Annotated in this window: 20 protein-coding genes; 5 read left to right on the top strand and 15 right to left on the bottom strand. The window is 66.7% G+C overall.

Annotated elements, in window-relative coordinates:
• Nucleotides 1-27 precede the first annotated feature (27 nt).
• The 10 genes from ACMI1Q_RS08695 to ACMI1Q_RS08650 all read right to left on the bottom strand — a co-directional run bounded on the left by ACMI1Q_RS08695 (nucleotide 28) and on the right by ACMI1Q_RS08650 (nucleotide 10759).
• Entirely contained in the window at nucleotides 28-1224 is a 1197-nt protein-coding gene (locus ACMI1Q_RS08695; protein WP_419503496.1) for an FprA family A-type flavoprotein, read from the bottom strand.
• Between the two features lie 114 nt (nucleotides 1225-1338).
• Nucleotides 1339-3054 (bottom strand): DEAD/DEAH box helicase, encoded by a 1716-nt coding sequence (locus ACMI1Q_RS08690; RefSeq protein ID WP_419503495.1) that lies wholly within the window; start codon nucleotides 3052-3054, stop codon nucleotides 1339-1341.
• 33 nt (nucleotides 3055-3087) lie between these two features.
• Nucleotides 3088-4374, bottom strand: a complete 1287-nt coding sequence (locus tag ACMI1Q_RS08685) for a DUF1015 domain-containing protein (protein ID WP_419503494.1) — start codon at nucleotides 4372-4374, stop codon at nucleotides 3088-3090.
• A gap of 20 nt (nucleotides 4375-4394) precedes the next feature.
• Entirely contained in the window at nucleotides 4395-5480 is a 1086-nt protein-coding gene (locus ACMI1Q_RS08680; protein ID WP_419503493.1) for a putative glycoside hydrolase, read from the bottom strand.
• 43 nt (nucleotides 5481-5523) lie between these two features.
• Nucleotides 5524-6132, bottom strand: coding sequence for an Rnf-Nqr domain containing protein (locus ACMI1Q_RS08675; protein ID WP_177521264.1), 609 nt, complete (start codon nucleotides 6130-6132; stop codon nucleotides 5524-5526).
• The gene (locus ACMI1Q_RS08670; protein WP_419503492.1) at nucleotides 6129-6785 is read right to left on the bottom strand and encodes an Rnf-Nqr domain containing protein; all 657 of its coding nucleotides are present in this window, start codon (nucleotides 6783-6785) and stop codon (nucleotides 6129-6131) included. Before ACMI1Q_RS08670 ends, ACMI1Q_RS08675 begins: the two co-directional genes overlap by 4 nt.
• A complete protein-coding gene (locus ACMI1Q_RS08665; protein WP_419503491.1) occupies nucleotides 6775-7779 on the bottom strand; it encodes an RnfABCDGE type electron transport complex subunit D in 1005 nt (334 codons plus the stop codon). The genes ACMI1Q_RS08670 and ACMI1Q_RS08665 overlap by 11 nt, the downstream gene beginning before the upstream one ends.
• 34 nt (nucleotides 7780-7813) lie before the next feature.
• A complete protein-coding gene (rpe, locus tag ACMI1Q_RS08660; RefSeq protein WP_177521262.1) occupies nucleotides 7814-8464 on the bottom strand; it encodes a ribulose-phosphate 3-epimerase in 651 nt (216 codons plus the stop codon).
• Between the two features lie 134 nt (nucleotides 8465-8598).
• On the bottom strand, nucleotides 8599-10062 hold the full coding sequence (locus tag ACMI1Q_RS08655) for a sensor histidine kinase (RefSeq protein ID WP_419503490.1): 1464 nt from the start codon (nucleotides 10060-10062) through the stop codon (nucleotides 8599-8601).
• 7 nt (nucleotides 10063-10069) lie between these two features.
• Nucleotides 10070-10759 carry a response regulator transcription factor gene (locus ACMI1Q_RS08650; protein WP_177521260.1) on the bottom strand — a complete coding sequence of 230 codons (690 nt, stop codon included), beginning with the start codon at nucleotides 10757-10759 and terminating at the stop codon, nucleotides 10070-10072.
• 255 nt (nucleotides 10760-11014) lie between these two features.
• Between ACMI1Q_RS08650 and ychF the strand changes: the two genes are divergently transcribed.
• Nucleotides 11015-12127 carry a redox-regulated ATPase YchF gene (ychF, locus tag ACMI1Q_RS08645; RefSeq protein ID WP_177522448.1) on the top strand — a complete coding sequence of 371 codons (1113 nt, stop codon included), beginning with the start codon at nucleotides 11015-11017 and terminating at the stop codon, nucleotides 12125-12127.
• A gap of 13 nt (nucleotides 12128-12140) precedes the next feature.
• Nucleotides 12141-12830 carry a 5'-methylthioadenosine/adenosylhomocysteine nucleosidase gene (locus tag ACMI1Q_RS08640; RefSeq protein WP_419503489.1) on the top strand — a complete coding sequence of 230 codons (690 nt, stop codon included), beginning with the start codon at nucleotides 12141-12143 and terminating at the stop codon, nucleotides 12828-12830.
• A 107-nt stretch (nucleotides 12831-12937) separates the two neighbouring features.
• On the opposite strand, the gene ACMI1Q_RS08635 is transcribed toward ACMI1Q_RS08640, so the two are convergent.
• From ACMI1Q_RS08635 to ACMI1Q_RS08625, 3 genes are read right to left on the bottom strand one after another with little or no spacing between them, the layout of a single operon-like run.
• Nucleotides 12938-13396 carry a hypothetical protein gene (locus ACMI1Q_RS08635; protein WP_394980443.1) on the bottom strand — a complete coding sequence of 153 codons (459 nt, stop codon included), beginning with the start codon at nucleotides 13394-13396 and terminating at the stop codon, nucleotides 12938-12940.
• Between the two features lie 58 nt (nucleotides 13397-13454).
• The gene (gene malQ, locus ACMI1Q_RS08630; protein ID WP_419503488.1) at nucleotides 13455-14960 is read right to left on the bottom strand and encodes a 4-alpha-glucanotransferase; all 1506 of its coding nucleotides are present in this window, start codon (nucleotides 14958-14960) and stop codon (nucleotides 13455-13457) included.
• Between the two features lie 18 nt (nucleotides 14961-14978).
• Entirely contained in the window at nucleotides 14979-16238 is a 1260-nt protein-coding gene (locus ACMI1Q_RS08625) for a hypothetical protein (RefSeq protein WP_419503487.1), read from the bottom strand.
• Nucleotides 16239-16353: 115 nt separating this feature from the next.
• On the opposite strand from ACMI1Q_RS08625, the gene ACMI1Q_RS08620 reads away from it, so the two are divergent.
• The 3 genes from ACMI1Q_RS08620 (at nucleotide 16354) to ACMI1Q_RS08610 (ending at nucleotide 19803) form a co-directional block, all read left to right on the top strand.
• Nucleotides 16354-17517: an alanyl-tRNA editing protein gene (locus ACMI1Q_RS08620; protein ID WP_419503486.1), complete on the top strand. Its 1164-nt coding sequence runs from the start codon at nucleotides 16354-16356 to the stop codon at nucleotides 17515-17517.
• 15 nt (nucleotides 17518-17532) lie between these two features.
• Nucleotides 17533-18297, top strand: a complete 765-nt coding sequence (gene trmB, locus ACMI1Q_RS08615; protein WP_419503485.1) for a tRNA (guanosine(46)-N7)-methyltransferase TrmB — start codon at nucleotides 17533-17535, stop codon at nucleotides 18295-18297.
• Nucleotides 18298-18381: 84 nt separating this feature from the next.
• Nucleotides 18382-19803 carry an alanine/glycine:cation symporter family protein gene (locus ACMI1Q_RS08610; protein ID WP_419503484.1) on the top strand — a complete coding sequence of 474 codons (1422 nt, stop codon included), beginning with the start codon at nucleotides 18382-18384 and terminating at the stop codon, nucleotides 19801-19803.
• An 84-nt stretch (nucleotides 19804-19887) separates the two neighbouring features.
• Here the strand turns inward: ACMI1Q_RS08610 and ACMI1Q_RS08605 are convergent, their stop codons facing one another.
• A complete protein-coding gene (locus tag ACMI1Q_RS08605) occupies nucleotides 19888-21450 on the bottom strand; it encodes a BCCT family transporter (protein ID WP_419503483.1) in 1563 nt (520 codons plus the stop codon).
• Nucleotides 21451-21481: 31 nt separating this feature from the next.
• Complete coding sequence (locus ACMI1Q_RS08600) at nucleotides 21482-22966, bottom strand: amidohydrolase family protein (RefSeq protein WP_419503482.1); 1485 nt, start codon at nucleotides 22964-22966, stop codon at nucleotides 21482-21484.
• Between the last annotated feature and the right edge of the window lie 73 nt (nucleotides 22967-23039).

Genomic DNA, 23039 nt, shown 5'->3' with positions numbered 1-23039 from the left:
TCGGGGGCCGGGACGCTTTGTCCATGTTTACGCCAGCACCGCGGCGGCAAAGTCCAGACCGAACTGCCGCGCCTCGGCCAGCTGGGCCTCGCTGGGCTTGAAGCGCACCTTCAGGCCCTCCACCGGCAGCGCGAGGCCGATGGCCTGCATCTGGGCGGTGAGCTTGGGCACCGCCTCGCCGCTCCAGCCGTAGCTGCCGAAAGCGCCCGCGGGCTTGCCCTTGTGGATGATGGGGTTCAGGCCCACCAGCATCTCGTAGATGGGGGGCAGGGCGTCGCCCACCAGGGTGGGGCTGCCCAGCAAAAAGCCGTCGGCGGTCTGCACCGCGGCGCGGGCGGTCTCAAGATCGCACTCCACCAGGTCGTAGAGCTCCACATGCTTCACGCCGCCCTCGGCCAGCGCGTCGGCGATGACCCCGGCCAGCTGCTTGGTGTAGCCGTAGGCGGAGACATAGGCGATGGCCACCCTCCGCTCGTCGGCGGGCACCACCACCGGGGTGGCCCACTGGCGGTAGAGCTCCAGATAGTGGGGGATGTTGGCGCGCAGCACCGGGCCGTGGCCGTTGCCGATGAACTGGATGTCCAGGGGCTTGATTTTATCCAGAGCCTTCAGCACAAAGGGCTTGAAGGGGCCCATGATGCAGTCGAAGTAGTACTTGTAGGCCTCGGTGAAGTCGCCGTCGATGAGGTCGTTGAACACCCGGTCGTCGGCGTAGTGGCAGCCGAAGGAGTCCACGGTGAACAGCGCCTTCATCTCGGGGATGTAGGTGTACATGCTGTCCGGCCAGTGGAGGAAGGGCACGCTCAGGAAGGTGAGGGTGCGCCCGCCCAGGTCGATGGTGTCGCCCTCCTTCACCGCGCGGGAGACGAAGGGCTTGTTCACGATCTCCTTCAAGAAGGTGATGGCGGTGGCGCTGCCCACCACGGTGGCGTTCGGGGTCAGGTCCAGCAGCTTTTCCAGGCTGCCGGAGTGGTCGGGCTCGGTGTGGCCCACCACGATGTACTTCACCTCGTCCAGGCTGCACACCTCTTTGAGGTTGGCCAGATACTCGTCGAAGAATTTCTCCTTCACCGTCTCGAACAGGGCCACGCCCTCGGCGCCCCGCACTGCGTAGGCGTTGTAGCTGGTGCCCCAGTCGCTGTGCATGACGATGTCGAACACCCGCAGGTCGTGGTCTTCAACGCCCACCCACCACAGGTCGTCCATTGCTTTGATCGCACTCATTCCTCATCGCTCCTTTTTCCCTTGCCCTTCCCGGGCCGTTCCGGGGTCTAATTATATCAGCGGCTGCCCCGCCTGCACGTTGCCGCGGCAACAGTTTTGGCGGGGCGGGCGCTTTTATTCCTCTTCGCCCTCGATGGGCGCGCCGGGGCCGCCCCGGCTCTTCATGTACTCCTCGAAGCTGGCGAACTTCTGCGCCGGCGGCTTGCGGGAGATGAGCAGCAGGCCGGGGTCCTCATCCGCGGTGCGGGCGGGGGCTTTGGCCGGCTTTTCGCTGCGCCGGGCATTGTGCTCCCCGGTCTCCCGGACGGGCCGGGCGGCGGGGGCCTGCTTGGGCCCGCGGGCGGGGGCGGCGGCGCGCTCGCCCCGGTTCTGGCCGTTCCGGCCGCCCTGCTTTTGGCTGTTCTGCCTGGGCGCGCCGGGCTTTTGGCCGTTGTTCTGCTTCTGGCCGGCCTCGGCGCGGGGCTGGCTGTTCTGGCCGCCCTGGGGGGCCTGACCGTTCTGGGCCGCTGCCGCGGCGGCAGCGGAGGCCGCCGCGCGGCGGCGCCGCCGGCGGCGCTTGGCGCTGGCCGACAGGCCCTGGGCGGGCTTTTCGTTCTGTTCCATCTTCTCTTCCTCCCTTTGTTGGGCTGGCGGTTCCGCCTTCGGCTCTTTGCGGGGCGCGGGGGCGGGCGTTGGGGCGCTCCGGGCCGCCTCCTGCTGCGCCGGGCGGGGCAGGGCGGGCGTTTCGCGCACGGGTATCTTTTTGCGGATGAGCTTTTCGATGGCGGCGAGGTACTCCTCTTCCTCCGGGCTGCAGAAGGCCACCGCCGTGCCCTCGGCCCCCGCCCGGCCGGTGCGGCCGATGCGGTGCACATAGGTCTCGGGCACCTCCGGCAGGTCCAGCTGGAACACGTGGGACAGTTCGCTGATGTCGATGCCGCGGGCGGCGATGTCGGTGGCCACCAGGGCCTTCAGCCGCCCGGACTTGAAGCCCTCCAGCGCCGCCACCCGGGCGCTCTGGCTCTTGTTGCCGTGGATGGCCGCCGCCTCGATGCCCTGCTTGGTCAAAAAGGCGGCGATGGCGTTGGCCCCGTGCTTGGTGCGGCTGAACACCAGGGCGTTCTTCACCGCCGGGTCGGCCAGCAGAAGGGCCAGCAGCCGCTTTTTGTCCGCCTTGGCCACCCGGTAGAGGCTCTGGTCGATGCGGTCCACCGTGCTGGAGGGCGGGTCCACCTTCACGCTCACCGGCTTTTGCAGGATGCCCGCCGCCAGCTGCTCGATCTCCTTGGGCATGGTAGCGCTGAACAGAAGGTTCTGGCGCTTTGCCGGCAGCTGGCGGATGACCTTCTTCACGTCGTGGATGAAGCCCATGTCCAGCATGCGGTCCGCCTCGTCCAGCACAAAGACCTCCAGGTGGGACAGGTCCACAAAGCCCTGCCCGATGAGGTCGTTCAGCCGCCCGGGGCAGGCGGTGAGCACCTGCACCCCCTTTTGCAGCGCCGCCACCTGGGGCGCCTGGCCCACGCCGCCGAAGATGACCGTGTGGCTCACCTTCAGGTACTTGCCGTAGGCCGAAAAGCACTCGTCGATCTGCAGCGCCAGCTCCCGGGTGGGGGTGAGGATGAGGGCCCGGATGCCCTTTTCGGCGGGCTGTGTCCGGCTCAGCCGCTGCAGAATGGGCAGCGCGAAGGCCGCCGTCTTGCCGGTGCCGGTCTGGGCGCAGCCCAGCAGGTCCCGCCCGGCCAGCACCGGCGGGATGGCCTTTTGCTGGATGGGCGAGGGGCTGGAATAGCCCGCCTCCTCCACCGCCCGCAGCAGCGGGCGGATGAGTTGCAATTCATTGAAATCCATATTCCTCCAAAACCAAACAAAGGAGCGCCGGGCTCACAAAATGGCCCGGCATTCCAGATAATAGCGCTTGTCCCGCGCGTGGCCCATGCTGAAGGTCTTGCGGGGCAAAGCGCCCCCCAGCACCACGCCCCGGAACAGGTCCCCTTTCTCAAAGGGCGGCAGCAGGATGCCGGTGTTGCCCTCTTCGCAAAGCTCGGCCACCGCATCCTCACCGTGGATGTAGTCCACCGACGAGGCGGGGTTGCGTTTCAGGTAGTCCGCCAGGAAGGCCTCCACCGTGCCCACCGCAAGGGGCTCGGGGCTGCCCGCAAGGCGCACGGTCCGCCGCCATGCCCCGTGCACCAGGGTGATGACCTGGTCGCCGGGGGCCTCTTCGCCGTCCACGGCGATGTTTCTGGCCGCGCACCACTCCTTGAGGCGGGCCAGCAGCTGCAGCCCCGGCACGCCGAACACCACCCGGTGGATGGGCTCAAAGCCGATGGCCTCGCTGTGCAGGTTGCACACCTCCGCAAGGCACCACCGGGCGGGATGGCAAGCCCGCTCGTCTTCCGGCAGCCCGGCTTTCAGCGCCTCCCAAAAGGCTTTGGCGGTGGCAAGGCTGTGGTTGCCGTCCCCCACCGCCAGGGTCATGGGCGGCGCGCCGGCCGCCTGGGGGTATTTTTCGTCAAAGGTTTTTTGGCTGCCCAGGGCCGCCAGCGCCTCTTCCACCCCTTCCAGCAGGGCGGGGTCCTCCATCGCCCAGCCGCGGACAAAGCCGCCGCCCAGCGCCAGCTCCCCGTCGTAGAGAAGGGGCAGCCGGTCCTTTTGGGCGGCCACCGGCTCCACCAGGGTGCGGCCCGCGTCGTCCGCCAGCATCAGGATGTGGGGGCTTTCCAGGCTCGCCCCGTTTCGCACCGCCAGGCGGGGCGGGATGCGGCTGGGCACGGTGCCCTCGGTGGGGCGCACCGCGGGGCTCATCCCCGGCCGCCAGTCGTACTGTTCCAGGTCGATGAGGCCCACAAGGCCCTGCCGCACCTTGCCGTCGGTCTGGGTGCGCTCCACATAGACAAAGCCGTTCACGCAGCGGGTGAGCACCCCGGCGCGGTAGCGCTCCATCGTCTCGTGGATGGCCCGGATGCGGGTGGGGGTGTCCACCTTGTCCAGATACACCTCCGGCAGCACGATGTTCAGCGCGCTGGGCCCGCCCGCCGCCAGGGCGGCGGCCTGTTCCCAGTAGTCCGGCTGGCTGGTGAACTGGTCGCAGGCAAGGCAGGCCCACTGGCTCACCGGGATGTTCTCTTGGGGCAGCAGGATGCGCCCGGGCACAAAACAGGGCTCCATTGCCGTTCCTCCTTCTTTTTTTACAGCAGGGTGAAGCTGTCGCCCTGCACCAGGGCGATGTTGGCAACGCCGCCCGCTTTCAGCTCGGTCACCGCGGCGTCCAGCAGGGGCTGCTGCTCCTCGGTGACGGCTTCGTCCACCCGGATGGCAAGGTTCTTCACGCCCAGCTCGGCGCAGGAAGCGCCCAGCAGCTGGCTGTCGGAGCCGGCCAGCACTTCGCTCAGGGGGTATTCCACCCAGCAGTCGCCGCCGGCCTGCCAGCCTTCCAGCACCTGGGCCAGACGCTGGCCCATGGAAACGCCCGCCGTGTCGCCGTAGTTGGCCTTGTCGCGCCCGGCGGTGGTGGGGAACTGCACGCCGGTGAGCCACACCTGCTCAAAGCCCATGGCACGCACCTCGTCGATGAGGGAGGTGATGTAGCTCACCGCCCCGTCGGAGTAGGGGTTCAGCCAGGGCTTGCCGCCCGCGTCGGCGGCGGCGTCCAGCCAGAAGTAGTCGGTGTCCTGATAGCGCACCGCGAGGCTGCGGTCCACATAGGGGGCCAGCGGGTCCTGGAAGGCGCAGATGGCGGCCACCGGGGTGACGCCCGCATCCTTCAGCGCCTGCACGGCGGCGGCGTCAAAGGTGGTGGCCGAAATGCTGGACTGGGCGGTGGCCACGCCGCTCTGGTAATAGACGTAGCCCTGGCTGTCCTTGCAGGGCACCACGGCGTAGCGCACCCCTTCCGCCACAAGGCTCTGGGCGGTGGAGGCTGCCTGCTCGGCGCTGGAAAGGCCGGAGATGCTCACAAAGGCCCAGCCGCCGTCCTCCGGGTTGATGGCCGGTTCCGGCGTGGGCTGGGGTTCGGGCGTTGCCTCCGGCTCGGCCTGCGGTTCAGAAGCGGGCTGGGAGGTGCCGGTGGAAGTGCCGGAACTCTCGCCGCCGCCCTCTTTCAGGCTGTACCAGGTGCTGGTGCCGAAGTCGATGACCGCCGGGCCGATGAGCCAGCCGGCGGCAAAGAGCGCCGCCAGGGCCAGCACAGCGCCCAGGATGCGGCGCAGCTGCTGGCCGCCGCTGTAAAAGCTGCGGCGGTAGCGCTTGACTTTGCCCATGTTTTTTCGTGCCATGTGGATCGCCTCCTTTGGGGAGTTGGCCCCGCCCTGCGGGGTGTCAGATGGCCAGACGGTGGCCGGTAAAGGCGTAGATGGCCAGCGTCAGGATGCTGATGTAGATGAGGGTGATGGGCAGCCCTTTGAAGGCGGCGGGCACCGCCCGGCTGCGCAGCTTGCGCTGGCTCTCGGTGACCACCACCACCGCCAGGGTGTAGCCCACGCCGCTGCCCAGGGCAAAGCCCATGGTCTGCACCCAGGAAAAGCCCTGGGTGGCGGTGAGCAGCATCACGCCCAGCACCGCGCTGTTGAAGGTGGCCATGGGCAGCACGGCCACGATGTCCTTGGCGGCGCTTTTGAAGATGAGCAGCACCAGCCCCAGCACCACCGCAAAGGCCACCGCGCTGCACAGGATGAACACCAGCGGGCGGATGGCGCTGCGGAACTCGAAGGGCTGGATGAGGCGGTTGGCCACCTTGGCCAGCGGCGCGCTGATCAGCTGCACCGCGCACATCAGCCCGCCGAACACCAGGGTGTCCACGGTGGAGTCGTCCACCAGTTTCACCAGGCGGGAAACGCCCAGCGCGCGGCTGAACACCGCGTTTTCAGCGAACATGGCCGCCGCCGCGTAGAGGAAGAAGACGGCACAGGCTCTCAAAACTTCACTCATTGGCCTCTCTTCGCCTCCATGTTCACATATTTCTTGTAGCGGTTCACCGCGCTGCGCCACACCGCGCACACCACGCCCAGCAGCAGAAAGCCGCCGGCGGGCAGGCTGGCCATGGGGAACAGGTCGGCGGGGATGCGGGGAATGGCGTGGTCGAACAGGGTGGCGGTGGTGAGCACCTCCCGCAGGCAGCCCATGAGCATCAGCACCAGCACATAGCCGCAGGTGGTGCGCAGGCCCTTTTTGAGGGCCGTGACCAGCCGCTCCTTCTGGGGCCGCTCGTAGCGCTTGATGATGAGGGGCTCCACCACCAGCAGGGGCAGATAGATGCCCAGATGCAGGATCTCCACGTCAAAGATGGCCTGCAAAGCGTAGTACACGCCGATGTACACCGTGGCGCTGGTCAGGCAGTAGATGAGGCCCCGGAACCGGTAGTAGCCGGTGCGGGCCAGCAGCGCCGCGATCACCCGCACCGGGGTGAGCAGCAGGATGACCGCCACGCTCAGCATCAGGGCGTTGCGCGCGGTGGTGGCAGCCACCACCAGCGGCGCAAGGCCCATGCCCTGCATGATGACGGGGTTGTTCAAAAAGATGCGGTCCCGCCGGGCGATGCGGGTCATGTTCTCCGACAGGTAAACTGCTTTCTTAGTATTCACGCCGCACCACCCCCTTGTGATGGATCGCCCGCTGCACGGCCCGGTCCATCCAGCCGGACACCGCGCCCACCGCCAGCAGCGCAAAGCACACGCCGGTCTCGTAGGTGCCGTAGTAGCGGAAGAGCATGGTCGCCACGCCCAGCACGAGGCCGTAGACCGCGCGGCTGGCGTTCGATTTGGGCAGGGTGACCGGGTCGTTGATGAGGAACACCGCCGCGAAGAGCACGCCGCCGGTGCAGATCTCGTACTTCACCACGTCCAGGCGCTCCAGCAGATGCTCCCAGGGGGCGGCGAAGGCCAGATCCCCCAGCCGCGGGAAGAAGAAGGCCATGAAGGCGCAGGCGAAGATGAAGCCCAAAGGCGCCACAAGGCCCATCCGCCGCCGGTGGATGAGGAACAGCGCGCAGGCCAGGATGACCAGCAGCACGGTGGTGCCCATGGGGCCGGCGTAGTTGCCCAGCACCAGGTCCACCGTGTCGATGGTGGGCAGGCCTCCCTCGCGCAGCATGTGGCTGGGGCTTTCCACCAGGCCCACGCCGGACGCCGACCCCAGCGGCAGGAAGGCGAAGAGGGAGGTGTCCGGATAGGCGAACATCCGCCCGGACCAGCTCACCGCCACCACCGCGTAGCCCACGGCCGCCGGGTGGAAGAGGTAAGCGCCGTAGCCGCCGAAGGCCTCCTTGCCCACCAGCACCGCGGTCAGGGTGCCGATGATGACCATGTAGTAGCTGGCGGTGGCGGGCATCATCAGGGTCACCAGCAGGGCAAAGGCCTCGCTGCTCCACTCGCCCTTCTCGTATTTCTGGCCGCGCAGCAGCGCCACCAGCCGGTCGCACAGGTTGGCGGTGATCACCGCCACCGCGCACAAAAGCGCCGGCCGCGGCCCGTAGAAGAACACCGCCATGGCGATCAGCGGCAGACACATATAAACGATGTCGGTGTGGGTGCCCTGGTCCTCGTGGAGGGGGGCGATCCCTTTGGGTTTTGTGCTCATCGGGTTTCCTTTCTCCGGCCCCCAAAAGGCCGGTTTAGGCTTGTTTCAAAGCGCGGGCAGCCTCGGCGGCGTCCTTCGCGCCGAAGAGGTAGCTGCCTGCCACCAGCAGGTTTGCCCCCGCGCTGACGCACTGGGGGCCGGTGACGGCGTCCACGCCGCCGTCCACTTCCAGCAGGGGGGCAAGGCCCCGCTCGGCGCAGGCCTGGCGCAGAAAATCCAGCTTATCCAGCGCCATGGGCATGAACTTCTGGCCGCCGAAGCCCGGCTCCACGCTCATCACCAGCACCAGCTCCAGCCGGCTCAGATAGGGCAGCACCGCCCCGGCGGGGGTGCCCGGCTTGACCGAAAGCCCCGCCTTGCAGCCGGCGGCATGGATGGCGTCGATCACCGCGCCGGGGTCGTCCTCGCTCTCCAGATGGAAGGTGATGAGGTCCGCCCCCGCCTTTGCGAACACCTCCGTGTACTGCAAGGGGTGGCTGATCATCAGATGTACGTCGTAAAAGGCCTCGGGCAGCGCGGCATGCAGGCTTTTCAGAACCGGCACGCCGAAACTGATGTTGGGCACGAAGTGGCCGTCCATCACGTCGAAGTGCAGCATGTCCGCGCCCGCCGCCAGCACCCGCCGGCAGTCCTGTTCCAGACGCGCAAAATCCGCCGCCAGGATGGAGGCGCTCAGTTGGGTCATGGGCAAACTCTCCCTTATACAAAGCAATATATAGCTTATTTTATCCCAAACCGGGCGAAAAAGCAAATCGGCGCCGCCCTTTTTCACGGTTTTTGCACAAAAAACCGCGCCCTGAAAATCAGAGCGCGGCGGGCTTATTTGTGGTTCTTGCGCTTTTCGCCGGCGGGAGCTTCGCAGGGCAGGGTGAAGCTGAAGCGGCAGAACCGCCCCTCCTCGCTCTCCGCCCAGATCTTGCCGCCGGAAAGGCCGATGAGCACCTTGCAGATGTGCAGGCCCAGGCCGCTGCCCTTGGTGTTCAGGCCGCGGCTCTTGTCCTCTTTATAAAAGCGCTCAAAGACGAAGGGCAGCGCCTCGGGGCTGATGCCCTGGCCGGAGTTCTCCACCGAAACGGTGACATTGCCCCCCGATTTCTGCACCGAGAAGCGGATGTAGCCGCCCTTGGGGGTGAACTTGAGGGCGTTGTCGAAGAGGTTGTAGACCACCTGATACACAAGGTCCGGGTCGGCGTAGACCAGGGTCTTCTGGGGCGCGAGGCCCTGGATCTCCACGCCCTGGTCCTCCACCCGCTGCTCGGCGCTGAACACCACGCCAGTGAGGCTCTCCCACACGTCGTAGCTCTGGGCGTTCACCCGGTATTCGCCGGCCTCGAGTTTGGAGATGTCCAGCATGTTCTGGATGAGCCTCGTCAGCCGGCCCACCTCCTGGCTCACAAGGCCGAGATAGTGCTGGCGCATGTCGTCGGGGATGGTGCCGTCCAGCATGCCGTCGATGAAGCCCTTGATGCTGGTCATGGGGGTGCGCAGCTCGTGGGCGATGTTGCCCATGAAGCTGGCGCGGCTGGAGTCGATGGTCTCCAGGTTGCGGGCCATGTTGTTGAAGGTCACCGCCAGCTGGGCCACCTCGTCGTCGCCGTCCACCGGCACCCGCACGCTGAAATCGCCGCTGCCGAACTTGCGGGCGGCCTCGCTGATGCGCCGCATGGGGGTGGTGAGCCGGGTGGTGAAGAAGATGGCCAGCACGCTGGAGGCCAGCAGCATCAGCCCGGCGGCCAGCACGAAGCTGGAGAACATGTCACCCACAAAGATGTTCAGGCTGCCCGCGCTGGTGGAGGCGAACACATAGCCCAGGGGCAGGCCGTTCTGGCTCTCCACCGCGCCGCCCACGGTGTGGCAGGCGGAGGAGTACATGCCGCCCAGGGTGCCGGTCTCAAAATAGCCGCCCCCGGAGGCCAGCGCCGCCAGGATGTTCGCCGGCACCTGCCGCCCCACGTTGGAGCTGCCCGTGCCCTCGCTGCACATCTTCACCACGCCGTTTTCGTCGGTGAACAGGATGATGGTGCTGCTGGTCTCGCTGATGAGGGCCATGCTCTCCTGGATCTTCTGGGCCAGGGCGGGGTCCACGTCCACGGTGCCCTCCGACTGCTGGCGCAGGTGGATCTGGGAGGTGACGATGGACACCACCTCGCTGAGGGATTCCTTTTTGTCCTGCTTGAAATAGCCCATCACCAGATACATCTGGATGGCGCACAGCACGGCGGTGCTGACGATGAGCAGCGCCGCCGTGGTGGAAAAATACATGGAGCTGATGCTCTTGCGCATGGCCCGGTCAGTCCTTTACTTCAAACTTGTAGCCCACGCCCCACACGGTCTTGAGGCTCCATTTTTCGCTGGCTCCCTCCAGCTTCTCCCGCAGGCGCTTGATGTGCACGTCGATGGTGCGGGAGTCGCCGTAGTACTCGAAGCCCCACACCTCGTCCAGCAGCTGGTCGCGGGTGAACACCCGGTTGGGGTGGCCGGCAAGATAGGCCAGCAGCTCCAGCTCCTTGGGGGGCGCTTCCACGATCTTGCCCTTCACCTTCAGCTGATACTGGCTCATGTCCAGCGAGAGGTTCTCGAACTGGATGACGTTCTTGTCGCCGTTTTCGGCGGCGTGGCAGCGGCGCAGCACCGCCTTGATGCGGGCCACCACCTCCTTGGTGTCGAAGGGCTTGACCACATAGTCGTCCGCCCCCAGTTCCAGGCCCAGCACCTTGTCAAAGGTCTCGCCCTTGGCGGTGAGCATGATGACCGGCGTGTCGCCCGCGGCGCGGATGCGCCGGCAGACCTCCCAGCCGTCCATCTTGGGCATCATCACGTCCAGCAGCACAAGGCTGGGCTTCTGGCTTTCAAAGGCGGCCACGGCGGCCTCGCCGTCGGTGGCGATGATGGGCTGGTAGCCCTCCTTTGCCAGATACAGCCGCAGCAGTTCGCAGATGTTCTGGTCGTCGTCCACGATAAGAATTTTTTCGCTTGGCATGGTATATCGTTCCCTTCCCCGCCGCGCCCCGAAGCGCGGCGGCTGTCCGCTCATGGCACGCCCCCGAAAAGGGGCGGTTTTCTCTATTATACAATACAATTGTGGACAAAAAAAGAACGCTGGGCCCCTTTTTCCAAGAAGCTGCCCGGCCTTTTCCCTTGCGCCGCCGGGGCGTTTGGGCTATAATGATATTTGTATGACTATGCTGTTCCGGCTTTTGACCGGCAGTTTTTTCACGGAAAGAGGAATCAGACCATGAAATTAGGAATCGTGGGCCTGCCCAACGTGGGCAAGAGCACCCTGTTCAACGCCATCACCAGCACCAAGAACGCTGCGGCGGCAAACTACCCCTTCTGCACCATCGACCCCAACACCGGCATCGTGGCCGTGCCGGACGCGCGGCTGGACAAGCTGGCCGAAATTTGGGACACCAACAAAAAGACCCCCGCCATCGTGGAGTTCGTGGACATCGCCGGCCTTGTGAAGGGCGCGTCCAAGGGCGAGGGCCTGGGCAACAAGTTTTTGGGCAACATCCGGGAGTGCGACGCCATCGTGCATGTGGTGCGCTGCTTTGACGGCACCGACATCGTGCACGTGGAGGGCGCGGTGGACCCCATCCGGGACATCGAGACCATCGACACCGAGCTCATCCTCAGCGACCTGGAGGTGGTGAGCAACCGCGCCGCCAAGTTCGCCAAGGCCGCCAAGACCGGCGACAAGAAGGCCGGCGCATCCGCCGCCTGGCTGGAGCAGCTGGAGGCCCACCTGGGCGAGGGCAAGAACGCCCGCACCTTCCCCATCGACGAGAGCGACGAGGACCAGGTGCTCCAGATGAAGGAGATGGGCCTGCTCACCGCAAAGCCCGTCATCTACGCCGCCAACATGAGCGAGGACGACCTGATGGAGGGCATGGAGGCAAACCAGCACTATCAGGCGGTGAAGGCCCTGGCCGCCGCCGAGGGCGCGGAGTGCATCCCCATCTGCGCCAAGACCGAGGAGGACATCGCCGACTACACCCCCGAGGAGAAGAAGGAGTTTCTGGCGGAGATGGGCATCGAGGCCACCGGCCTTGACAACCTCATCAAGGCCAGCTACAAGCTGCTGGGCCTCATCAGCTACCTCACCGATGGCAAGAAGGAGTGCCGCGCCTGGACCATCCGCAAGGGCACCAAGGCCCCCCAGGCCGCGGGCAAGATCCACTCCGACTTCGAGCGGGGCTTCATCCGCGCCAGCGTGGTGAGCTACGACGACTTTGCCGCCTGCGACTACAACATGGCCAACGTGAAGGCCAAGGGCCTGCAGCGCACCGAGGGCAAGGAGTATGTGGTGCAGGACGGCGACATCATCGAATTCCTGTTCAACGTTTAAAAAGGAGAAAACAATGACCATTACCGCCATTATGGGCGCGATGCCCGACGAAGTGGAGCAGCTTTGCGCTCTTTTGGACGGCGTGACCGTTGAGCCCTACGCGGGCGTGACCTACCACCGGGGCCTGCTGGGCGAAAAGCCGGTGGTGGTGTGCTGCGCGGGCATGGGCAAGGCCAACGCCGCCGCCACCGTGCAGGTGCTCGTCACCCGGTTCGGGGCCGACCGCATCATCTTTTCCGGCATTGCCGGCAACATGACCGACAAGGTGGGCATCGGCGACGTGGTGGTGGGCAAAACGGTGCTCTACCACGACGCGGAGGACGACATGATCGCCCAGAGCGCCCCCTTCACCGCCTGCTACGAGGGCGACCCGGAGCTGGTGAAAGCCGCCCTGGACGCCTGCGACGAGCTGGGTGTGAAGGCCATCGCCGGCACCATCGCCACCGGCGACCAGTTCGTGGGGGACTCCGCCACCAAGGCGGCCATCGCCGAGAAGGTGCACCCCGACTGTGTGGAGATGGAGGGCGCGGCGGTGAGCCAGATCGCCGCCAAGAACGGCGTGCCCTGCGTCATCCTGCGGGCCATGAGCGACAACGCCGACGAGGCGGGCCACGAGGTGCTGGTGGTCAAGAAATTCAGCATCTCCGAGTATGTGGCCACCGCCACCAGGATCGTGGCGGGCATGCTGGCCCGGCTGGACTGAACGCCTTTTTGAACCAAAAACCAAAAGCGCCGCCGCGCCCCGAACACCGGGCGCGGCGGCGCTTTGCCGTCTGTATACGTTTGCCGGGCGGGCGGCTGCCCGCCCCGTCACAGATAGTTTTTCATTTCCCGGGCAATGTCCTGCTCCAGCGTCTGCAGCTCGTCCAGCAGCTGCATCGCGCCGGCGGAGGCGTCCGGGTGGTCCCGGCGGGCCATCTCGCAGTCGGTGTAGCCCTGGGTGGCCCCCTGGATGAGCATGTCCGCCAGATTGCGGCTGGACTTGTCGGCCATGGTCTTGGAGGCGATGCCCATGTGGGCCGCCATCTTGGCCATCCTGCCCTGGCCGTGGCCGTGGGTGCCCAGGGCCGCCAGGGCGGTGTGGGCCCGCTGGTTCAGCTGGCGGAACTGCCGCTGCTGGTTCAGAAGGCTGGCCTTCAGCTGCCGGTCGTCGGTGATGTGGATGAGCTGTTCGGTGGTGTTCTTGCCCATCTCGGTGTTGCGCACCACCTCGTTCAGCACGGCCTCGTTGTCGTTTGCGCCGTGGTTCTGGTCGTTGCGTCGCTGCATGAAAAAACTCCCCCCTTTGCCGGTAGTGTGCCCGGAAAAAGGGGGAGTATGTATTTTTTTATTTCTCTGCGCCGGTCTCTTCCGCCTTGGCAGGGCAGCGGCCGTAGAGCGCGCAGGCGCGGCGCATCCGCGCCGCCAGCGCCGGGGTGAAAGCCCCCGCCTTCGCCCGCCACTGCCAGTTGCCCTGGCCCACGCCGGGGGTGTTGATGCGCGCCTCGGCCCCAAGGCCCAGCCAGTCCGCCGCGGGGATGACCGCCAGCCTTGCGCAGCTGGCAAGGGTGCCCCGCAGCATGCCGGCGGCAAAGCCCTCGGAGCGGTTCAGGCCCAGATACGCCTTGGCCTTGGCCAGTTCGCCCTTGGAGGCGGTGGTCAGCCACTCGGCCAGGGTGGCGTTGTCGTGGGTGCCGGGGTAGACCACGCAGTTCTCGATGTGGTTGTGGGGCAGATACTCGCTGTCGCAGGAAGGGTCGAAGGCGAACTGCAGCACCTTCATGCCCGGCAGGCCGGTGTCCGCCAGCAGCTTGCGCACGCTGTCGAACAAAAGCCCCAGGTCCTCGGCCACGATGGGCACCCGGCCCAAAGCGGCGTTCAGCGCGTCGAACAGTTCGGTGCCGGGGCCCTGCTCCCACACGCCGTTTCGGGCGGTGGTGTGGCCGGCGGGGATGGCGTAGTAGGTGTCGAAGGCGCGGAAGTGGTCGATGCGCACCTCGTCGAACAGCTCCAGCGCGTGGCGCAGCCGCCGCACCCACCAGGCGTAGCCGGTGCGCTTGTGCCAGGCCCAGTCGTAGAGGGGGTTGCCCCACAGCTGGCCGTCGGCGGAGAAGTAGTCCGGCGGGCAGCCCGCCACCCGGGAGAAATTGCCCCCGGCGTCGGTCTCGAACATCTCGCCCCCCGCCCAGGCGTCGGCGGAGTCCGCCGAGACGTAGATGGGCATGTCCCCCAGGATGCGCACGCCCTTCTCATTGGCGTAGGCTTTGAGGGCCGTCCACTGGCGGTGGCACTGGTACTGCAAAAACTTCCAGAAGGAAATCTCTTCCGCCTTCTCGTTGCGCAGGGCTTCCAGCGCCGCGGGCTCGCGGCGGCGCAGAGGCTCCGGCCACTCCTGCCAGCCCTTCATCTGGTATTCGCCCTTGGCGGCCATGTAGAGGGCGTAGTCCTCCAGCCAGTCCTCGTTGAGGAAGCAGAAGGCGTAGTAGTCGTCCTCCGGGAAGGCGAAAAACCGCGCGGCGGCCTTGCGCAGCACCCCAAAGCGCAGCTGATAGAGTGCGCCGTAGTCGATGCGCGCCCCGCCGCCCCAGGGCAGGTGCTCATACTCCCCTTTTTCCAAAAGGCCCCGCTCGGCCAGGTCGTCCAGGTCGATGAAGTAGGGATTCGAGGCAAAGGCGGAACAGCTCTGGTAAGGGCTGTCGCCGTAGCCGGTGGGGGCCAGGGGCAAAATCTGCCACACCTGCTGGCCCGCCTCGGCCAGAAAATCCACGAAGTTGTAGGCCTCCTTGCCGAAGCAGCCGATGCCGTAGGGTCCCGGCAGGCTGAACACCGGCATCAAAACGCCGCATTCCCGCATTTTTACTTCTTCCTCTCTTTAAGGTAAGGCTGCCAGCACCGCGCTGGTGAAGGCCCGCCGTCCGGCGGTGGTGAACTGCGAAAGGCCCGCCAGCTCGTCCCCCGCCGCGTCGATGGCGGCCAGCGTCTCGGCGCTCAGCGCCGCCGACAGGTCCGGCAGGCCCTCGGCCGAACCGCCGCCCATCAGCTGCCGCCCGGTCTCGCTGGCGTAGAGCCACAGCAGGAAGGCGCAGGCCTCGGTCTGCTGGCTTTCGTCCGCCGCGGCGGGGATGCACACCCAGCCGCCGCTCCTGACCACCGGCTGGTCCGTCAGCTCTTCCAGTGAAAAGCCGCCGTGCAGGTCGGTGTCGTCAAAGGTGAATTTCAGCGGCACCACCACGGCGCTCTCGGCGGAAAGCCCCGCCAGCGCCGCTTCCGAAGCGCCGGCCCGGTAGAAAAGGGCCTTCCCCCCGGCAAAGGCGGCCCGGGCCTCGGCCCGGCCGGGGGCCGCGCCGCTCTCCCCCGCCCCCGCAAGGCTGGCCGCCTCGTCGGTGAGCAGGGTCCACAGGCTGTTCAGCGCGCCCTGCAGCTGGGCGTCGGTGCGCCCGCCCGCGGCGGCCTCCTCGGCGGTCTTGTAGCAGGTGCCCAGCACCGGCGCGAGCACCGGCCCGGCAAAGCGGTCCTGGTCCGCCACCGTGAACACAGCTTCCAGCGCCGCCAGCGCCTCAGGTCTTTCGGCGGGCAGGGCGTACTCCTTGCCGTTCAGGGTCACGGTGGCCTCGGCGGGCGCGGCCAGCCAGTCCGTCAGCGCGCTTGTGAAGTCCCGCCACTGGTTGGCGGTGGCCTTTTGCAGGTCGGCGGGGTCGAACTCCGCCCCCAGCAGCGCCGTCAGGTTGGCGGCGTTGGCCAGATAGCCGTAGGCGGTGCTTGCCAGGGGCAGCCCGTGGCAGCCCTCCTGCCCGCCGGTGAGCGCGCCCGCCATGCCCTGCATCAGTTCGCCCTGCTGCGTCAGGTCCAGGGCCGTGTCCGCGCCCGGCTGAGCGGCGGTCACCGCCAGCGCGGCCGAGGCCGCGTCGGCGGCCTGCTCCACCTGCACGCCCTGCTCCTCGGCATAGAGGGCCAGCGCCTCGTCCAGCGCGCCGCCCTCGTCCCACACCGCCAGCGCCCGTTCGGGGGCTTCGGCGGCTTCGGGCGCAGCGGAAGAGGCGCTTTCCTGCCCGCCCTGGGGCAGCAGCCGCAGCCGTCCGCCGCAGCCTGTCAGCAGCGCCGCCGCCAAAAGGATACTCAGCAGCCGTTTCACGCGCCGCACCTCCCATTCAAAACATATCGCTTTATTATACACTATCCGCCGGGCTTTTTCCAGCGGCAGCTTTGTGCTATAATAGCCCTGATACCGCCAGAAGGGGGCACGTTTCATGGAACACACCGAAAAGCTTTTCTACGCCCAGCCGCCGGTGCTGGAGTTCACCGCCCGGGTGCTGGAGTGCGAAGAGGACAAAAACGGCTGGCAGGTGGTGCTGGACCGCACCGCCTTCTACCCCGAAGGGGGCGGCCAGCCCGCCGACCGGGGCCTTTTGGGCGGCGTGCGGGTGCTGGACGTGCACGAAAAAGAGGGCGTCATCCGCCACCTCACCGACGGGCCGCTGACGGCGGGCGAGACGGTGGAGGGCAGGGTGGATGCCGCCCGCCGGCTGGACCTGACCCAGCAGCATTCGGGGGAGCACATCCTCTCGGGGATACTGCACAGCATGTTCGGCGCGGAGAACGTGGGCTTTCACATCGGGCAGGACTATCTGTTGATGGACCTGAGCGTGCCGGTGGATGCCGAGGGCCTTGCCCGGGCGGAAGAGGCGGCCAACCGCATCGTCTGGCAGGACGTGGAGACCCAGGCCGTCTGGTACGAAAAGGAGCAGCTGGCTCACCTCACCTACCGCAGCAAGAAGGAATTGGAGGGCCCGGTGCGCCTTGTCACCATGCCCGGGGCGGACTGCTGCGCCTGCTGCGGCACCCATGTGCAGCGCACGGGCCAGGTGGGCCAGATCAAGATCATCGACCACATCAAGTATAAGACCGGCACCCGCCTGCAGGTGGTGTGCGGGGGCCGGGCGCTGGCGCGCCACCGCCTTGTGGACGGCCAGTGCCGCCGGGCGGGGGCGGCGCTCTCCGCTTCGGTGGAGGGCCTTGCCGACGCGGTCGGGCGGCAGAAGGCGGAGCTGGAGGCGGCGAAGTTCCGCCTCACCGGCCTTGAAAACCAGCTGTTCGCCCTCTGGGCCGCCGGCGAAACGGACGCAAACCCGCTGGTCTGCAAGCCGGGCCTTGGCCCGGACGGGCTGCGGCGGCTGGCGGCGGCCCTTTCCGAGAGCCGCCCCGGCGTGTGCTGCGCGGTGAGCGAAAAGAAGGGCGGCCTTGCCTACGCCATCGCCTGCACCGGCGAAGGGGCGGACCTGCGGCCCCTCTGCAAAGAGCTGAACGCGGCTCTCGACGGCCGCGGCGGCGGCAAGCCCGGCTTCGTGCAGGGCAGCTGCGCGGCGGACATCGCGGCCCTGCGCGCCTTCTGGGCGCGGCAATTCACGGAATAAGGAGAAACGACATCCATGCGAATGCGATTCAAACCCTACGCGCGGCCGGAGCTTCTGGCCACCGACTGGCACGCCCACGAGCCGCTGGAAAACAAGGGCCGCTGGCGCAGCCTCTTCGCCCGGCCCGGCCAGCCCTTCCATCTGGAGTTGGGCTGCGGCAAGGGCGGCTATCTGGCCCAGCTTTCCTCCGCCCACCCGGAGGTGAACTATCTGGGGGTGGACATCACCGACAAGGTGCTCATCCTGGCCAAGCGCAAGATCGAGAAGGCCTACGCCGAAAAGGGCATGCCGGTGGACAACGTGCTCATCGCCAGCTTCGACATCGAGCGCATCGCGAACGTGATGGACGAGCGGGACGAGGTGCAGCGCATCTACATCAACTTCTGCAACCCCTGGAACCGCAAGCTGGCCCACAAAAAGCACCGGCTCACCCACACGCGGCAGCTGGCGCTCTACCGGCGGATGCTGGCGGACGGGGGCGAGGTGTATTTCAAGACCGACGACGAGGGCCTCTTCAACGACAGCCTGGCCTACTTCCCCGAGGCGGGCTTTGAGATCACCTGGCAGACGCGGGACCTCCACGCCGGCGAGCCGGCCTGGAACATCCGCACCGAGCACGAGGCCATGTTCACCCAGCAGGGCGTCAAGACCAAGGCCCTCATCGCCCGCAAGCTGCCGCTGGAAAACGAGCGGCAGGCGCTGGCCGAGGCCATCGCAAAGCGCACCGCCATCGAAAAGGCGGAGAGCGCCGCCTGGCGCGCCGAGCACGGCGAGGGCTGAAGGCGGCAAAGGGCCCGATGCGGCGGGCCCTTGCGCGAAAAAAGCGCGGACGCACCGCGCAAAAGCAAGGGGTAGGGAATCACTATGGTAGAACTGATACGGACCGTCAACGGGGCGGTCAACGACTTTATCTGGGGCGTGCCGGCGATGGTCTGCATCCTGGGCGTGGGGCTGCTGCTCAGCGTGCGCACCCGCTTTTTGCAGATCCGCAAATTTCCCTATGCCATCCGCACCACCCTGGGGCGGATGTTCCGCAAGAAGGACGCGGCCGACGGGGCCATGACCCCCTTCCAGGCCGTGTGCACGGCGCTGGCCGCCACCGTGGGCACCGGCAACATCGCCGGCGTGGCGGGGGCCATCGCCATCGGCGGGCCGGGGGCGGTGTTCTGGATGTGGTGCTCGGCGCTGCTGGGCATGTGCACCAAGTTCTCCGAGGTCACCCTGGCGCTTCACTTCCGGGAGCGCAGCGCCGCGGGCAACTGGACCGGCGGCCCCATGTACTACATCAAAAACGGCCTGGGCAAGCGCTGGCAGTGGCTGGCGGCGCTCTACTCCCTGTTCGGCGTGCTCACGGTGTTCGGCACCGGCAACGCCACCCAGGTGAACACCATCGTCACCTCCATCGACGCGGCCCTTTTGCAGTACGGCCTGGCGGGCGAGGGCGCGCTGCCCATGCTCAACCTCATCGTGGGCGTCTTCGTGGCCATGCTGGTGGCCCTGGTGCTGCTGGGCGGCATCAAGCGCATCGGCAGCGTGGCCGAAAAGCTGGTGCCCTTCATGGCGCTGCTGTATGTGGCGCTGGCGCTGGGCGTGGTGGCGCTGAACTTCCAACGGCTGCCCGGCGTGCTGGCGGCCATCGTGGGCGGCGCCTTCCAGCCCCGGGCCTTCACCGGCGGCGTGGTGGGCAGCGTGTTCCTGAGCCTGAAAAAGGGCGTGTCCCGGGGCATCTTCTCCAACGAGGCGGGCCTTGGCACCGGCAGCATCGCCCACGCCTGCGCCGACACCAAAAAGCCGGTGAAGCAGGGCATGTTCGGCATCTTCGAGGTCTTTGCCGACACCATCGTCATCTGCACCCTCACCGCCCTGGTCATCCTGTGCAGCGGCACGCCGGTGCCCTACGGCGCCGAGGCCGGCGCCGAGCTGACCATCTCCGGCTTCACCGCCGCCTACGGCAGCTGGGTGTCGCTGTTCACCATGGTGGCGCTGTGCTGCTTTGCCTTCTCCACCATCATCGGCTGGGGGCTCTACGGCTCCACCTGCATCTCCTATCTGTGCCGCACCGAAAAGGTCATCCGGCCCTTCCTGGTGGTCTACTCCTTCGTGGCCATCCTGGGCGCCACGGTGGACCTGGGCCTTTTGTGGAGCATCGCCGACACCTTCAACGGCCTGATGGCCATTCCGAACCTCATCGCGCTGCTGCTGCTTTCCGGCACGGTGGTTCGCCTTGTGCGGGAGTTCTTTGCCGGCGAGGGCAAAGAGAGCGCCCGGGCCGAAAGCTCCAACTGAAAAAAGAACGCAGAAAGCCCCGCGGAGAACTTCTCCGCGGGGCTTTCCGCATGTTGTGAAAAGGAGCACTGCCCAAAAGGCAGGTCATTGGGAAATATCTGCTTCGTCTTCGCTGCGGGACGGGAAGAAGAACACCTTCACCGCCGCGGCGATCTGCAGGATGATGAGGATGGAGAACACGCTGCCGATGGACACCACCATGTAGCGCACGCCGTCGTTGCCCTTGCCGCCGGAGGCGTAGGCCATCAGCAGGAAGGACAGCAGCCCGATGGCCACGCCCCAGGCGATCTTCACCGGGGCGGGGGCCTCGTCGCCGATCCTGCGCCCGCGCATGCACAGCGCCGAGATCACCGTGACGCTGTTGTCCGCGCTGGTGGAAAAGGAAATGAGCATCACGAACAGCGTCACCGGCACCAGAACGGCGCTCAGGGGCAGCTGGCGGATGAAGCTCCAGATGGCGGCGTAGGTGCCGTTCTCCTGCATCACGGCGGCCAGATCCACCACGCCGGAGAGCTGCCAGTCGATGGCGCAGCCGCCGAAGATGGAGAACCAGACCACCGCAAAGAGGCTGGGCATGATCCAGTTGACGATCAGCACCTCCCGGATGGTGTGGCCGTAGCTCAGCTGGGCCAGGAACACGCCGGTCACCGGCGCAAAGGCCATCCAGAAGGTCCAGTTGTAGATGGTCCACCACTTGATGAGGTTCTCGCCGCCGGCGGTGCCGGTGTCGAAGGTCCACAGGGGCAGGTTCTGCAGCCAGTAGCCCAGGGAGGAGGTGCCGGCGTTCAGGATCCAGGCCAGCGAGCCGCCCAGCAGGGCCACCACCAGCAGCAGGAGCATGTAGAACTTGAAGTTCAGCCGGGCGAAGAACTTGATGCCCTTGTCCACGCCGCTCAGGGAGGACAGCAGATACACCACCGTGGTCACCGCCATGACGGCGAACATCACCGGCGCGCCCACCGTGAGGCCGTACACCTGCTTCAGGCAGGAGGTCACCAGGCCGATGAAGGTGCCCAGCGTGCCCACGATGGCCAGCGCCAGCGCCAGCACGGCGGACATGTCCACCAGGGCGGCCACGCCGGGGCGGCTCGCCTTGTCGCCGAACAGGGGCGACAGGGTGCTGGAGATGGTCAGGGGCTTTTTCTTGTTGTAGCACACATAGGCGATGAGCACCCCGCACACGCCGTAGAAGGCGTAGGGGAAGAAGGCCCACTCGTGGAAGGTGCGGCCCAAAGCGAAGAGCACCGCCTCGGAGGAGCCGGGCTCGATGCCGTAGCCCTCCAGTTCGCCCCACACGCTCTCCAGGAAGGTGATGGGCTGGGACACGCCCGAGGACACGATGCTGGCCCCGATGCCGCCGGTCAGGGACATGGCGAACCAGGTCCAGAAGCTGTATTTGGGTTTTGCGTCCTTGCCGCCGATGCGGATGTCGCCCTTGCGGGAGAACAGCAGCAGGCAGCACAGCACAAACAGCGCCGCCATGATGAACTGATACATCCAGCTCAGGTTCACATAGGACCAGTTGAACACCGCCTGAAAGCAGTTGATGAGGAGTTTGTTGTTCACCAGCCCCACCACGCCGGCGCCCAGCACCAGCAGGAAGGCAGGAAAAAACACGCCCTTGCGCAGGGAGGTCTTGCTGTTCATATCACGGTTCCCTCTCTTTGGCCCAAGGCGCTCACTTGCGCAGGCTTGCGGCGTAGAAATCGTGCACCCGGCTCAGCAGGGGCTCGTTGTCCCGCTTGCCGGGGTCGGCGGCCCGCAGCTTGCGGATGGAGGCGCAGATGCGCTCTTCGGCGGCCTTTTCCTTGCCGGAAAACGCCTCGTCGGCGCCCCAGCTCTGCTCGCCGTTCACAAAGGTCATGCGCACGCTGGCGCGGGTGCCCCGCTGCACCAGCATGGCCAGGGGGTCAAGGCCCGGGTCGGTGTAGGGGCGGGTGAGGCTTTCCAGGCTGACGCAGACGAAGTCGGCGTTGCAGCCCTCCTTCAGAACGCCCTGGGACAGGCGCCGCGCGGCCTCGGTGGCGCCCCGGGAGGTGGCCATCTTCAGCACGTCCAGATAGGGCACGCCGCCGTCCACGCCGTTGTGGCGGTTGTTCAGCCAGGCCACGCGGATCTCCCGCAGATAGTCCTGGTCGTCGTCAAAGGCGCAGCCGTCCAGGCCGATGCCGCAGGCAAGGCCCAGCTCGCAGGCGCGGCGCATGTTGAACGCGCCGCTGCGCAGCCGCAGGTTGGAGGAGGGGTTGGTCACCAGATGGGCGCCGGAGGCGGCGATCAGCTGCAGGTCCTCCTCGTCCAGCCAGACGGCGTGGGCAAAGGAGACCCAGGGCCCCAAAAAGCCGATGTCCTGGTAGTGCTGGATGAAGCTCTTGCCCCAGGTGCGCCGGGCATACTCCGCCTGATACTGGGTCTCCAGCAGGTGCAGGTGGATGTACATGCCGTGGGCCAGGGCGTATTCCTTCATGCGAAGCAGCGCCTCGTCGCTGCACCACTGGCCGCCGTTGGGATGCAGCTGCACCTCCACCCAGCCCTCGTCGATCTCCTTGCGCAGGCCGTCCTGGATGCGCTCCACCAGCTCCAGATACTCGTCGATGGTCATGATGCGGTCGCGGATGCCGGCGGCGAAGTTGGTGCGCAGAGGCTCGGGCAGAGACTCGATGAACTTGTCGCGGTCGTAGTAGATGCGCTTGTTCTGGTCCAGATACAGCGGGCAGAGGATGCTGCGCACCCCCGCGTCCCGGTAGCCCCGGGCCGCCTGGATCATCTCCTGGCAGATGTCGCCGAAGTTGTTGGGGTTGTGGCTGTGCAGCACGGTGCCCACGCCCGCCGAGGCAAGGCGCACGCCGTCATAGAAGCAGGCGTCGTAGTGGGGGATGGCGGGCAGCTTGTTCAGGTCCTGCAGCCACACCTCCAGCGCCTGGTCGGGGGTGCCGAAGGACACCGGCGACATGCCGCGGCCGTGGTCATGGGCGTTCACGAAGGCGGGCAGCATCAGCCAGTCCGCGTCCTCCAGCAGCTGCGCGCCGGGGGCTTCCTTCACCAGTTCGGCCTTGGGGCCGATGCGGCGCACCACGCCGTCCCGGACCAGAACGGCCCGGTCCTCGGCCACCGCGCCGGAAACGCCGTCCCACAGGCAGCCGGGCACAACGATAAACTCTTTCATGGAATGTTACGCTCCTTTCCCAAAACGGAAACAGCAAAGGCGCGCGGCGGCATGCGCCGCGCGCCGGACAAAG

Source organism: Candidatus Allofournierella excrementavium (assembly GCF_048526665.1).
In the GTDB taxonomy this organism is placed as follows: Bacteria; Bacillota; Clostridia; order Oscillospirales; family Ruminococcaceae; genus Allofournierella_A; species Allofournierella_A excrementavium.
The sequence above is the reverse complement of the archived record's forward strand: the minus strand, read 5'-3'. Positions and strand labels throughout refer to the sequence as shown.